At 64.3% G+C, this 13,462-nt stretch carries 9 protein-coding genes; 5 read left to right on the forward strand and 4 right to left on the reverse strand.

What is annotated here, in order from left to right; translation table 11 throughout:
* Positions 1-1,477 precede the first annotated feature (1,477 nt).
* From E4V01_RS15925 to E4V01_RS15940, 4 genes are read left to right on the forward strand one after another with little or no spacing between them, the layout of a single operon-like run.
* Positions 1,478-2,194 (forward strand): TnsA endonuclease N-terminal domain-containing protein, encoded by a 717-nt coding sequence (locus tag E4V01_RS15925; RefSeq protein WP_135299012.1) that lies wholly within the window; start codon positions 1,478-1,480, stop codon positions 2,192-2,194.
* The gene (locus E4V01_RS15930) at positions 2,191-4,404 is read left to right on the forward strand and encodes a DDE-type integrase/transposase/recombinase (protein ID WP_135299013.1); all 2,214 of its coding nucleotides are present in this window, start codon (positions 2,191-2,193) and stop codon (positions 4,402-4,404) included. The genes E4V01_RS15925 and E4V01_RS15930 overlap by 4 nt, the downstream gene beginning before the upstream one ends.
* On the forward strand, positions 4,401-5,507 hold the full coding sequence (locus E4V01_RS15935; RefSeq protein ID WP_135299014.1) for a TniB family NTP-binding protein: 1,107 nt from the start codon (positions 4,401-4,403) through the stop codon (positions 5,505-5,507). The genes E4V01_RS15930 and E4V01_RS15935 overlap by 4 nt, the downstream gene beginning before the upstream one ends.
* Positions 5,508-5,530: 23 nt before the next feature.
* Positions 5,531-7,348: a TniQ family protein gene (locus tag E4V01_RS15940; RefSeq protein WP_193763211.1), complete on the forward strand. Its 1,818-nt coding sequence runs from the start codon at positions 5,531-5,533 to the stop codon at positions 7,346-7,348.
* A gap of 27 nt (positions 7,349-7,375) precedes the next feature.
* Here the strand turns inward: E4V01_RS15940 and E4V01_RS15945 are convergent, their stop codons facing one another.
* The 4 genes from E4V01_RS15945 to E4V01_RS15960 form a co-directional block, all read right to left on the reverse strand.
* Positions 7,376-8,176 (reverse strand): hypothetical protein, encoded by an 801-nt coding sequence (locus tag E4V01_RS15945; protein WP_135299016.1) that lies wholly within the window; start codon positions 8,174-8,176, stop codon positions 7,376-7,378.
* A 74-nt stretch (positions 8,177-8,250) separates the two neighbouring features.
* Positions 8,251-10,515 carry a ThiF family adenylyltransferase gene (locus E4V01_RS15950; RefSeq protein ID WP_135299017.1) on the reverse strand — a complete coding sequence of 755 codons (2,265 nt, stop codon included), beginning with the start codon at positions 10,513-10,515 and terminating at the stop codon, positions 8,251-8,253.
* A 5-nt stretch (positions 10,516-10,520) separates the two neighbouring features.
* The gene (locus E4V01_RS15955; protein ID WP_135299018.1) at positions 10,521-11,648 is read right to left on the reverse strand and encodes a hypothetical protein; all 1,128 of its coding nucleotides are present in this window, start codon (positions 11,646-11,648) and stop codon (positions 10,521-10,523) included.
* Between the two features lie 23 nt (positions 11,649-11,671).
* The gene (locus E4V01_RS15960) at positions 11,672-13,036 is read right to left on the reverse strand and encodes a patatin-like phospholipase family protein (RefSeq protein WP_210234752.1); all 1,365 of its coding nucleotides are present in this window, start codon (positions 13,034-13,036) and stop codon (positions 11,672-11,674) included.
* A 65-nt stretch (positions 13,037-13,101) separates the two neighbouring features.
* Here E4V01_RS15960 and E4V01_RS15965 point away from each other — a divergent pair, with 65 nt between their 5' ends.
* Positions 13,102-13,410, forward strand: coding sequence for a helix-turn-helix domain-containing protein (locus E4V01_RS15965; RefSeq protein WP_135299019.1), 309 nt, complete (start codon positions 13,102-13,104; stop codon positions 13,408-13,410).
* Positions 13,411-13,462: the final 52 nt, after the last annotated feature.

Below are 13,462 nucleotides of genomic sequence, written 5' to 3' on the forward strand. Positions count from 1 at the left end.
TAACACTCTCTGTTTGAGGCCCTCACCCAGAAGCGCGATTGCGTTGCAAATTTACGACGCGCCAGCCAAATTTTTCTGCGCTTCGAAGGAATGGTTCGCCCTCCTAAATGAGCTCCGATGTCCCTGCGACGAAGGAATGAGCAGGCAAAAATGGACGCTCCGCTCCTTTGATTATAAATAAATGTGCATTTCGAACAAAACCGATTCCTTTTATGCAAGTTCCACACAATGTCGCCTATTTAAAAATTGACTATCTACGATCGATATGCATCCGGCAGAATAAACCTAGTCACATCGTTTCCGATTCGTACCGATATCCAGTCAATCCTGGCGCCACTGCTCGGGGTGGAGCTTCGGACCGATAGTTCTGCTTATCGAGGCGGCTGAAGATCGCATTCGTTGCTTGAGGGGAGGCTTGCGTTCGCCGTTCCTTCCTGCAATGCATAAGCGAATCGCTGGAGTGCCGATACGAGCTCGCCACATTTGACGAGCGCTCAGCAGCACTCGAGCAGCAGCTAACCAGAGGACGAACAATGCAGCTATGGAACAAATGAGAAAGGCGCTCAGGAGATCCTGAGCGCCCAATCACTAAGCCGTCCGCCAGGCGTGGCAGCTAACCGGACGGCCTATCAGCGACACTGACGATTCCAGAGGAATCGCGCAGCAATCACGGCGGCATAATGCCTACGCCCGGCTTCAGCCGCAAGCGGATTATGCTGAGCCATGCGTGCTGCCTGATACCCAGGGGAGGCAAGCAGCATGCACCCACAGCATTCCAATCTCCAAGCATCTCAGCGCCGACTTATGACGCACGCGCTACGCAGACTCGAAGGCCAGCAAGAAAGCAGCACATCGTCAACGTGATGCGGCTTCTTAAGCAAGTCACAATAGCATGTAGGCAGATCGCGCCGCCGATACCAATCTGGCGATACGCATATAGACTACTGAACGATATCGATAAAATCGAGCCCGGAGCTTGAGGCCGGCAGCCTCAATGCCAACTGCGCCGTAGAGCTTAAGATGAAGCAAGTGATGTAGCTTGGAAGCAATGCGCGTGGACGCTTCCAGTGAAAGCGCAAATCTACAAATATATTTCGACTAGTTGCACACCACATGCAGAAACCTTCGAAGTAGCCTTCCGTCCTGGTGACATCGAGAGCGACAGGTGCAGCTTCCGCTCCACGGCTCACGACCACGCCGGACGGTCTGCCGGTGAGGCATTAACAGGACGACCAACGGGCATCCAGCCCGAGCGATTGCCGACCCGTGCCAAATGCGGACGGAATCAGCAGCACACCTCGAAATTCGCTTCTCGGCCCCGAGTAGGGGCCGCGCCGCTCACGGCCGCGGCCTTGGGCCGCGTCAATCGACGCCCACGGTTGGTCACGGTGCATCAGCGGGCTGATGCCGTGCGCCCTTTTCCCAACGTCCTCGGCACCCAGCCCGGGTCAATTCTCTTCCATCGAGGCAGACGAACGTGTCGACGATCCCCGCAACCTTCGCTTCGGACGAGCCGGCCCACCGCTGGCGCGAGCCGTCGCGTTCTGTGGCGACGCGTCGGTACGCACAGACCCCCCAGTGGTCGGGGCGTTCCTTCATCGTCGAGCCCAACGACAACCGCGAGATCCTCACGGAGAGTGAGCTAGAGGCCAAGGCCGCCCTTATCCTTTTGGCGAGGCCCGACTGCGCCCGGCTGTTCGAGCAGCCCGCCCCGGTACCGTACCGGGACCACGAGGGTGTCCGACGCACCCACACCTTTGACTTCCTCCTAATGCTGAAGTCCGGGCGCAGGATCGCCGTTGCCGTCAAGCCGAAGGCCATCGCAGACAAGCACGGCACCAAGGCGCTCATCACCCTGATCGCGCGGCAGATGGAGCCCGCCTTCGCGGACGGCGCGCTGCTCATGACCGACGCGATGATGCCCCGCGCGGACGTCCAGAACGGCAGGCTGATCCATGACGCCCGCCGCCTGCCCGACCCTGAGCTCGACGCGCGAGTGCGCGGGGTGGCGGAGGAACTGAACGGCGCCTCGACCATCGCCTGCATCGTCAGGACCGCGGGCCTCGAACATCACGACCAGGGCTTCTCCGCGGTGGCCCGCGCCATCGGCGACGGAATCCTCGTGCCGACCCGACGCGGACTGATCGACCTGGACATGATGGTCCGCCGGGCCGTCCCCGGGGGGCCGCCATGACCCGGCCAAACCGTGAGGACGACCGCATCGCGTTCGGGGAGCACGACCGCATCCGCATCGGCAAGGTGGCCTACACCTGCGTCGAGACGGACGAGCGCGGCCACCGGTTCCGGCGCGTCGACGATCCAGACATGTTCGAGAACTTCACGCACGCCGAGATGGCGGCGCATGAGAACTCGGGTCAGTACCGCTACGACAGGGACTGGTTCAACGACGGAAAGTCCCGCGCGCGCCAGCGCAGCGGGGTAACGAACTTCGCCGAGATCCCGAAGCGCGAGCAGCCAAAGGTCTTGTGGAAGGTGGAGTACGTCGAGCGGTTCACCGCCATGGTGGATCGGGGACAGGCCGACCGCTCGAACGAGGGCATGGCCGCGGCCATCAGGAAGATCGCGGTGGAGGTGAACCAGCTCGAATGCGCCAGGATCGTCCGTCGCACGGACGAGAAGCGCGCCAAAGGCAAGCCCGTTCCGCTCAACAAGGACGGCAACCCGCGCAAGGTTCGTTCGGGCACCGTGATCGTCAGCCGCGCGCCGCCGAGCTACCGGACGCTGCAGCGCTGGCTGCGCATCATGGAGGATTGCGATTGGGCCCCCGAGGCGCTGCGCGACAACTACCGCCACTGCGGAGACCGCACGCCCAAGCTGGAGCCCGAGGCCCACGACCTGATGGTCGGAAAGGCCCGCACCTACGCCTCGCAGGCGAGGCCGCCAAGAGCCTTGCTCTACGACGAGTTGGACGACGCCATCAGGAAACGCAACGCGGAGTTGGCCAAGGTCGGATTGCCCTCGCTCAGGCTGCCGAGCCGGCGTCGCTTCTATGCCGAGATCAAGTCGCTCGACGCCTTCTGGGTTTACTCGCGCCGGCACACCCTCGAAGCCGCGTGCCGCAAGTTCGCCGCCGTCGAGGACGGGCCGGCCGTGACCCGGATCGGCGACCGCATCGAGATGGACGAGTGGCAGGTCAGCCTGCAGACGCTTCTCGTCCAGGCCAGGGTCTGGAAGGATCTCGACCCGGAGACCCGGAAGGCCGTGGGACGCGCCCGCTGGTGGCTCTACGTCGCCATCGACCGGGCGAGCCGATGCGTGCTTGGCATGCGCCTGGTCGAGAAGCCGCGAGCCTCCGAGGCCGTCGCCACCATCCGCATGATCATGAGCAACAAGGCCGCGCTCTCGAACGGGGCCGGCGCGCTGACCGACTGGTTCATGTCGACCGGCATTGGGACGCTCGTCACCGATTGGGGTTCGGCCTTCTATGCCGAGGAGACCCGCGGCGTCGTGCGGGCGATGGGCGCAACCTTTGACCACCCCCCGGCCGGCAAGCCCGGGCTGCGCGGAACCATCGAGCGCATGTTCTCGTCCATTGAAAAGAGGTTCATGGGCCACTTCACGGGCCGCACCTTCTCCAACGTCGTCCAGAGGGGCACCTACAAGGCCGAGAACAACGCCAGCGTTCCACTGGACGTGCTCGCGCGCGCCCTCGTCCGTCACGTCGTCGACGACTACCACAACAGGCCACACCCAGGCCTGGGTGGGGAGACGCCTCGCAACGCCTTCCTCCGTCTACGCAGGACCACCGGGCGCATCCCGGTCCCGGACCGGCACACCAAACGGGTGATCTTCGGCATCGAGGACAGCGTAACGCTCGATAACTCCGGCGTGACGATCCTGGGGCTCCGCTACCAGAATCGGGAGCTCTACGAATGGTTCACTCATAAGGGCATCCACGACGTGCCCTGCCGGGTCGACCCGGAGGACGTCGGCTATGCCTCGGTGAAGCTCGGCGACGACTGGGTCGCGGTATCCTGCTGGAAGCCGGAGCTCCGCGGCGTACCGCTACGAGTCTGGCAGGAGGCAGCCGCCGATCTCCGGGCACGCCATGCCCGGGACGCGTCCCTGTCGCGGCCGGTCGTGCTCGCCTCCGTCTCCGCCTTCGCGGCCATCGCCGAGGATTGCCGTCTCGAGGCCGGCATCATGGAAGCCCTCGACACTCCTGACACGCTCCGTCGCGCCCGCGAAGCCCTCGGCTACGGCTTCGCTCTGCCCGAATGGGACGATGACGAGGCCGGCGGCAGCGCCGGCGATCTTCTCGACGCCGTCATCCCAGCGATGGGCGGCGGGACCGACGCCGCCGTGGAGCAACCGCCGGAGACTGCGGCGCCCCAGGCCACACCCACGTGGCGCATCGGTGGCCGAAGTGAGGAAGGGCGATGAGCGCGTTCGAAGGCGCTGGCACGGACGTGCTGCAGGAACTGCTCGCGGCGATGTCGCCGGACGAGCGCGAGACTCTCGACGTCATGGAGCGGGTGAGATCGCGCATCCTCAGGACACCGGATCGGGACGATGAGACCGCAGAGACCTTCCGGAAGCTTTACGCCGACCTGGTGACCCGCCTCGATCCCGCCCGCCCCCTGGGGGCCGGCAACCGGAGTGAAACCCGGGCCCTGGTGCTGGTCGGCAGGACGGGTGCGGGGAAAAGCTCGATGATTTCTCGTATCGTATCCGACCATCCCGCCTTCCCCGGCTTCGGAGTTCCGGGTTTCGGTTGCCGGGCGGTGTCGGTCCAGACGCCGTCGCCGTGCAACCCGAAGGCGCTCGGTCTGGAGATCCTGCGGGTGCTCGGCTTTCCCATGGCGGCGGAGCGACCCGTGCCGGCGGTGTGGGGCCGAGTCCGCGACCGCCTCGAATTCCTCGGTAAGGTCGTGCTGCACCTGGACGAGATCCACAACGTCCTAGAGACGGCGAACAAGCGCGAGCTCACCCAGATCCGGACGCTGCTGAAGGCGTTCCTGATTTCGCCGAACTGGCCGGTGGTGCTCGTCCTGTCGGGCCTGCCGGAGGTGGTCCCGTTCTTCGAGGGACTGAACGAGCCCGAGGAGGACGGGAGGGCGAACGCCGACACCAAGGGGGAGGTGCGCCGGCGGGCCGTGTTCGTGAACCTGCGCTCGCTCCGGAGCCGCCACGACCCCTCGATGATCGCCGCGGCCGTCGCCGACATGGCCGGGGTGGCCGGGATGGGTGTCCCCGCCAACATCGACGTGAAGCTCGCGCCCCGGCTCATCCACGCGGCCCTGTACGAGCTCGGCACTACGATGCAGATCGCGCACGACGCCATCGGCCTAGCTCTCGATGCCAAGCCTCGGGCCACCGTGCTCGGCATCGAGCACTTCAAGCTGGCCTACCGCATCCGTACGGGATGTTCAGACGCGGCGAACCCATTCGTCGTGGCGAACTGGAGAAAGATCGACTGCACACTGGTCATGCGGGCGAGCGAGGACGCAAAGCCGGTCGCGCCCCGAAAGAAGGGCCGTCGATGAGGCTGCATCCGAGCCTACCCTTCATGCCGGCCGAGACCCCGGCGAGCTACGTCTCGCGGCTCGCGTGGATCAACGGCCTGCCGAGCGGACGCGACCTCTGCAAGGATCTCGGCATCGATTACATGGGCCTCGTCGAGGGTGATGCGGCATCCGTTGACCGCATCTGCGAGCTCACCGGGACACACGTCGACCAGTTCCACCGTGAGGCCTGCATTCCCGAGGCGAGGCGGTCACTGTACCGACTCAGGGGACAGTCGTTCGTCGTATCAAGCTTCGTCGGGGCCAGCGTGAGGGTGTGCCCGGCCTGCGTTGTGGACGACATCCGGTTTGCCCAGGGGGCAATGCCCAACCAAGTGGCGACCTATGGGCGAACGGCCTGGAGGGTCGTACACATCCGCACCTGCCCGGTCCACGACATGGTGATGATCGACCTGCCCGGGGCACCCCGCACTACCAAGCAGGACCATGCCTCGGTCGTGGGGCCCTGGGTGATGGGCAGGGGCGCCGAGACCGCGAACGCAAGGCCCCGGCGGGCGTCGGGCTTTGAGGCGTACCTGTTGGATCGGCTGGAGGGGCGACCGACATCCAATTGGCTTGATCGGCTCCCCTTCTACTCCGCGGCCCGGACCTGCGAAATGCTCGGTTCGGTATTGGTGTTTGGGCCGGCGCGGAAGGCAAAGCGTCTCGGTCCCGACGATTGGGCACGTTCCGGCGCCGAGGGGTTCGAAATTACCGCGGCGGGCCCCGGGGCCATCGCCGACGCCATCCGAACGTTGATCGCAGACTACGAAGGCAAGCGCGCGACGCCGGTCGGGCCGCAGGCTTGGTTCGGTGCCCTCTACGACTGGCTTGAAAATCAAACGCGTGACAACGCCTACGACCCGATCCGCGATCTGCTCGTAAGGTGTGTGGCCGACAACGCCCCGTTCAACCCGAACGAGAGGATGTTCGGAAAGTCACTTCCCTATCGAAAGCTGCACTCGATCCGCTCGGCCGCGAACGAGACCGGTCTCAACGGCATCCGGTTGAGGAAGGTTTTGAACCACGCTGGGCATCTGAGGCCTGGGCATGAGGCGGTGCCGGATCATGAAGTCACCTTCGACGCGGCCCAGGCGTCCAGCTTGCTCCTCCGGGTGTCGACCGCGATGACGGTCACCGAGGTCGCGTCCGACCTCGGCATCGAGTGGAGCCGTGCGAAGCAACTCGTCGATGCCGGTCACCTGCGGATGCTGGACGCGGATGTGATGGGGGCCGGCTCTCCACGCATCGCCAAAGCGGAGTTCGACGCCTTCATGGGCTTGCTCCGCAGTGGGGCCGAGACCGTCCAGTCGCTTCCCGATGGCACCTGCAGCCTGCTGCATGCGGTTCGCAGGGCGCAATCCTGCCTCGTCGATGTGGTCGGCCTGGTGCGGAGCGGCAGCCTGAGGTGGGTCGGATACCTCGAAGGATCGAGCGGACTTGGGTCGGTACTGCTGGACATCGTCGAAGTCCGCTCCCGGCTTCGTCGCCCCGAATTAGAAGGTCTTACTCGAAGGAAGGTCGAGCAGGCACTCGGCATCCCAAGCCGTACCGTGAACATCCTGATCGAGAGAGGCTTCCTAGGCACGAGCGTCCAGCGCCATCCTACCTTGCCCAGGGACATCCTCGTGGTCGTCAAGGACGATTTCGACAAGTTCCGCGCGCGATACGTACGGATGACGGAGGTTGCTGAGATGCTGGGTATCCCCCTGCCGAGGGTGCAGGGCGCGCTCCTGGCGCGGGGGATCAAGCCGGCCCTGACCAAGGCAGAGTTCAATGCTACCTTCTACGAAATGTGTGCTGTCGAGGCGCTTCGGAGCTAGAATTGTGCAATGTTATGGCAAGATATCTTACGGCAACTCCCCCGCCGCCCTAACATGAAAGAGCTCTGCGTTCGACATGGGGTCGCAGGTCTCAACCTTAATTGAAAGGTTGGGTGGGATCAGCACTTCCTGCTGCCAGCGGAAGTCGGCTCCAGCTAGTTGTTGCTTAAAGTGGCCTGACCAGAGCATCGGGCATTCGATGCCGGCTTGTGGCCTAATCTCCAGAATAATTGATGCGATGGGCCTGCCGGGCTCGCGGTCTGCGAGCTTGTTCCGACGCTTCCAGGCGAAATGTAAGGGAACGAAATCTCTGTTCAGAGTGCACGCCAGCGGAAGCCCATGCCTTATTAGGCATCCTGGCGCAAATTTGGCATTCAACTCGTCTCGGTAGATCGCGGTGCCTCGATAGACGCTAACCGCCATCTGGGGAAATAGGGGTGAGTTAAAGCTCTGGAGGATAAGGTCTGCATGGCGGCTGACTGTCTCGACGCAAGCCGATGCCGCCTTCTCCGCCTCATCCACGGCAATGGAGTCACCGTATAAGCTAATAATATTACGCAATTTTAACAGTCGCGCCGACATCAGGTTGCTTTTGGCAACTTTGTCGCCGTTTTCGTTTCGATCCACTAAGAAGAAGACTACGCGGTCGTTGTTCCGGGTCCAGTATTCAAGGGCTTCAAGGAGGTCATGACCATACCCGTCCGCAGCCTGCTTGAGCAGCGGAGCAACCGCTGGATCGGGCCCGCAGTTTCGCGCCTCCTCCCTACAGCCCAGCGGACCTAGATCTGGATAAAGGTCGATCAGTTCCTGAAACGTTCGAAGCGCCATCAAAGGGTATCACCTCGGGTTTAATCTGTTCGACACTGACAAGGGCGCATGGTGTGGTCGTAAAAAATACTGACCTAATTAATTCCGCCGAGTTCAAGCCGGCTCTCACCAATTAGGACGTTGAGCCCTTCGTCGCCGACGATGAGGGACAGCGCTGGCAGGCTTTCCAGCGATGCGTTCAGAGCCGACCGGCAGAGCTGGACGACGTCCGTGGGGCTCGGTGACAAGGGGTGATCCGGCGGGTGGGAGTGCCATTCGCCGATGTACTGGGTCTGGTCCATGGTCCTGGCCAGCTTGCCGGTCACGTCGTCCGAGAGACCAGCGATGCCTCGCTCGAACCCGCTCGGCGAACACTTGCTGTCCGGAGGCGCCGGCAGAGCCTCGACGAGGTGCACCTTGCGGGCGAGACTGTCGACAATCCCAATTGCGGCCCCCCCTGTCTCGCTGGGCAAGAACCTATCCCTCATCGCGACCATCTGGGCGTGCGCATCCGCGTCGACCGTGATCTCCCAATTCAGCAGGGGGTATCTCGACACCGGTGCAACCATCGGGTCGCTGAGGATGACCCGACCGTCAGGGTCGGCGGACCACACGCGGATGGACCCTCCGGCGTTGCTGAGCGCCTGCGCCAGACCCGCCGATGCGAGCGAGGACAAGAGAGCGATCCGGCTCTCAGGCACTCGGTTGGTGACGGCACGGCACGCACCCGTATAGGCGAAGCGTTCGCCAATCGCTGTCAGGTGGCGTTCCAGTTCGGGGCGTTGGAGTACGGCACGGTGATATTGCGCCTCCAAGTCGCGCAGCGTCAGGGACCGATCCTCCGGCTCGACCAGCGCCACCACGGCCTCGGCGGAGGGATTGAAGAAGACGCTCGCCCGCCTTCCCGGCACGTCGAGGTCGGCCAAGTGACGGCTCGCCGCGACCGAGGCGGACGCGTCGATGATCACCGATGCCGCAGCGAGCGCTTCATCGAGCTCGCCTTCCCTCGACCCGGGGCGGAGTACGTTGGCGTCGATGGACCGTGCCACCGGCGGCTCGGTCGTCGGCCTGAAGATAGAGTTCAGACGGTTTGCGAGCGCAGAAGCCTTGACGTGGCCATTCTCCATCCCGCCCAGCGTGTGGCGCGCCAGATTGTGCGGAAGCAGCCGGTCGTCGTCGACTACGGTCCAGTCGAACCGGCCCTCCCTGATGAGGTACTCAGCCAGGTGTGAGCCGATGGCGCCTGCGCCGACCAGCACGACTTTCCTAGGGTCCCGGTCCGCCCGGCCAGCGAGCGTCGCCGCCCAATCGGGGTCGAAGGCGCGATGAACCTGGGCCATCTGGATCGGACATGCGGCAAGGGCAGCCTCGTCGACGTCGCCGGTGGGAATCGCACGCGCGAAGCCGGACGCGGCGGTGCCCTCATGGGCATGCAACTGTCCGAGGGCAACACCGATCTCGCCCAAGGACTTGAGCGTTATGAACACGCGAAGGTCGAGGAGCCCCGGCCTCTCGCTGCCGTCCGGCGCGATTACGGGGAAAGCGACGATGATGGCGAGGACACCGTTGAGCCGTGCTCGGTCCCTCTCCTCCGAACCGGCCCAAACGCGCATCCGCGCCCTCAGGTCGCCCAGCATGTCGACCCCCCGGTCAGTAAGGATTGCGCCGAGGGCCGCCAAGTTCCGCGGCGCCTTCCTCATCCGAGACATCCGCTCCGGCGGCACGCAGTAGGTGACGGGGATCAGCCGGTGCGCGTCCGTGGCCTGCGGCATCGAGCCGGCCGGCATGACAGTGAAGATCTCCGGGTCGTCCGGCACGGTGCGGAAGCCGACGAGCTCCAAGCCCTCGGTGTTCGACAACACGGATGCTGGGATGACGATCTTGAGCGGCGAGAGCCCGAAGAAGGGGTCGACCGGCTGATGTGGGTCGTGGAGCTCGCCGCGCGCGGCGCGCCGGAACCAAAGCTGGATGCGCTGGAGCATCTCCGCCGGCGTCCAGGTGAGGCGCGCCTCGTCCCAAGGTCGGTCGTCAATGCACATCGCTGCGGGAAAACCATCCGGCACCAACTGCTGGTGCTCGGTGTCCGGAAAATCATCCCGCAGCATCATGACCATTGGCATGGCCGCCTCAGGCCCGAACACAATGCCGATGGGCTCGATGCGCTCTATCTCCACGACGGGGCGTTGCGGCGCTCCCGTCTGGATGTTGGCGACGATCATCTCAACCCCGCTGGGGTGACGATGGGTCTCGGAGACGCTGGCGATCTCTACGGCCGATTGCAGATAGACCAGGACAGCCTTGGCCTGCGGCAAAGACAGCTCGCTGGGCGGAACGAGAACCCACTCATCGATCCAGGACATCGCGTTCAGCCCTGACGCGCCGTGGTCGTAGTCGACGCCGCCGCCACGCTCGGCGCGGCGAGCGCGATGCCCACTCCGAAGCGGCTGATCTCGAAGCGGACGGGCTTCGGCTTGCCGACGGCGGGCGACATCGTGACGATGAAGTCGCCCTGCTTCTCGCGCACAACGCGACGGTGGTGGGTGGCGGCCTGGCGATGCGGAGGCTGCTTGTCTGCGTCTTCCGGCGTTCCCGGCAGCGGGATGGGCCAGCTCGGGGAAACGATGGTGCAGCGCTTCCGGCCCTGGGTCTCGAACAACCACTTCACGTTCGGGACTGCTTCCGTCTCGGTCACCCCCCGCACCGGGCCCAAGGACTTATAGGAGCAGTGGTGGAACAGCTTCATGAGATCCCAACGCAGCCGGTCGGCGTTGCCGTATCGACGGGAGATGCTCACGATGTCGGTGAGGGCCAGGTAATCCACGTCCGAGCCGAAGATGGCATAGGATTCCTCCCCGCCGTCCACGAACGTCGCCTGGAAGACAATGCTATCTCCATTCCGGTCGATGACGTTGCCCTCATCCTGGCGCCATGCGAACGGGCTGTGGACGAAGAACTCAACTGCCGCCGCACCCGACTTTTCGTAGCCGGGCACGAGCTTGCCGGCGTCGACGAAGAGGTGCTTGCGGCTCTCGAAGTCGATGCCTTCAGCCGCCATCCAGTCCTTCAGGCGCTCGGCGCGGGAGAAGATCCGAATACCCTTGCCCTCGCGCAGGCGGTGGCGGGCCTCCTGCCGCACCAGCCGCGCGTCTCCCGTGAGGTTGGCCTCGGTGAGCGCGCAGGCCGGGACCCAGAGCTCGTCGATCTTGACGCGGTCGGCGTCCTGGTACGCGGTTGAGTGGCGCAGCCAGAAGAACTCGCCCATGCGCTGGCAGTGATCGTCGTCGAGGTGGGTGAAGCAGACGAGGTCGAAGGAGTTGCGGTTCGCCTTGCGCAGCGTCTTGCGCAATTCGTCGGCCAAATCGCAGCGCTCGTCCTCGGGGTCGTTCGGGCTGCGCTGGTTGCCGAAGTCGATCAGCAGCATCTGCTTGTTCGCGAGCTCGATGAGCGCGCCGTCTGCGTTCCCGAGCGGGTAGAAGGTGACGTAGGCGGGCATGGGGGTTCTCCTTGTTCCGAGGGTCAGGGCCGGGTGTCGGCTGCCGGCGTCCAGCGGTGCGTTTCGGGAAACAGGTCCGGCGAGTGGGTGGTGAGGACCGTGTCGGCCACCTCGAAGCCGTGGCGAGAGATCCGTTCGAAGACGGCCGGCGACATCGCCCGCAGGTCGGTCGGATGGCCGAGCGCCGCGCGCACGTCAGCATCTCGGAGGTACCCGTCGTAATCCCGCTCGGGCCGGGTGCGCCGGGCAAGGATATCCACGTCGCGGACGGAGACACCCATCTTGAACAGGGCTCCACGCAGGGTCTCGCCCTCCACGTCGCGCATGAACATGCGTGAGCGCAGGGCGCGGATCTGGTCGGAGGCGATGTCGAACAGCCTGGGACCGGCGAGGCGTCCCTTCAGGATGGCGAAGGGTGAGGTCGCGCCGAAGGGTGGGACGGGCCCCGAGGCGTCGCTGCAGATGACGAACGCCTCCGGGGCGGGTGCCTGTCCCGGCTTGTAGATGGCCTCAAGGCCGAGGTTCTCGTAGGCGCCGCCGTCCCACAGCCCAATCCGTGTCGTTGGAGGCTGCGTACGCTGGAGGGGTTTGCGTGTTGCCGGATCGGTTCGGAACCACCCCTCGGCGGGTAGGTCGAGCCAGAAGGCGCCTAAAACGTATGGCACCGCCGCGGAGGCGGCCGCAGCTTCGGCCAGCCTCACGTCCGGTGCATAGTGGCGTCCGAAGACCCAATCGCCCATCTCACGGGACGAGAACCGCCAATTCTTGCCGCTGTGCAAGGAAGTTGTGTTGATGAACCAGATCGGGCTTTCCGGCAGGTCTCGCACACGAGCGGTGACTCCCCACCGATCAGCCAGCAAGTCGGCTAGCACGCTGGCCCGATGCGTCAGTAGCCGCCGATTGAAGCGAAAGAGCCCGCTCCAGCCGATGGCCTTGGCCGAGAAAAGGTCCACTGTGGTGAGCAGGCGCCGCAGTGATGGGAAGACCACGTCCCGATAGGCAGCCGATCCAGGCCACGTAAGCCCGTTCAACGTCATGACGGCCGATACGAGAAGGCTTCCGCCCGATACGGTCGAGACGTGCGAGACCCGTTCGAGGAGATCCTCATGCGCGAGGCGCCTCAGGACGCCGGCATGGAAGGCGGCCGCTCGCACGCCCCCACCGGAGAGCGCCAACCGGATCGGCAATGCAGCAGGCCGACCTGCGAATGCCTGGACCGCCTCCTTCTCAGAAAGGGGATCGCGCACGCGAGCAGGAATTGCGGCCATCGCCTCGTCGGGGTCCGTTCGGTGCTCTTCTTCCATACCCCCGCTCCGTCCAGGACACCGCGGTAGCGAACCGCTAAGTATGTCTACACCGAACTTGTGCCTGGCCGTATCGCATTTCAAGGCTGCGGTGTTATCCTACAGCGAACTTTTTGGTTTGAGCGGTGGCGTTCGGGAGGGATGGGACGGTGGCGACGTTCGGCGAGAAGATCCGAGAGTTGCGGAAGAAGGCCGGCTTGACGCTGGAACAGCTCGCCGAGATGACAGGCTCCAGCAAGTCGTACGTTTGGGAATTGGAGAACAAGGCCCCGCCCAGGCCCTCGGCCGAGAAGATCGACAGAATTGCAAAAGCGCTGGGTGTGACGTCTGACTACCTCATGGATGCTGAGGCGGACCTGTCAACTGCTGAGGACGAGGCATTTTTCCGCAAATACAAGGGCCTCGACCCAGACGTGAAGGAACAAATCCGTCGGATCACTGAGACGTTCAAGAAATAGGTTCGAGGATGAATGCTGAGGCCGAGGTTGTCGTGACCTGGCCTACCTGCAA

The sequence above is a fragment of the Methylorubrum sp. Q1 genome, from assembly GCF_004683995.1.
Classification (GTDB): Bacteria; Pseudomonadota; Alphaproteobacteria; order Rhizobiales; family Beijerinckiaceae; genus Methylobacterium.

Coding starts and splice junctions, on each gene's coding strand:
- E4V01_RS15945 (WP_135299016.1), bottom strand. CDS start 8,176: ATGGCGCTTCGAACGTTTCAGGAACTGATCGACCTTTATCCAGATCTA.
- E4V01_RS15955 (WP_135299018.1), bottom strand. CDS start 11,648: ATGCCCGCCTACGTCACCTTCTACCCGCTCGGGAACGCAGACGGCGCG.
- E4V01_RS15950 (WP_135299017.1), bottom strand. CDS start 10,515: ATGTCCTGGATCGATGAGTGGGTTCTCGTTCCGCCCAGCGAGCTGTCT.
- E4V01_RS15940 (WP_193763211.1), top strand. CDS start 5,531: ATGCCGGCCGAGACCCCGGCGAGCTACGTCTCGCGGCTCGCGTGGATC.
- E4V01_RS15930 (WP_135299013.1), top strand. CDS start 2,191: ATGACCCGGCCAAACCGTGAGGACGACCGCATCGCGTTCGGGGAGCAC.
- E4V01_RS15935 (WP_135299014.1), top strand. CDS start 4,401: ATGAGCGCGTTCGAAGGCGCTGGCACGGACGTGCTGCAGGAACTGCTC.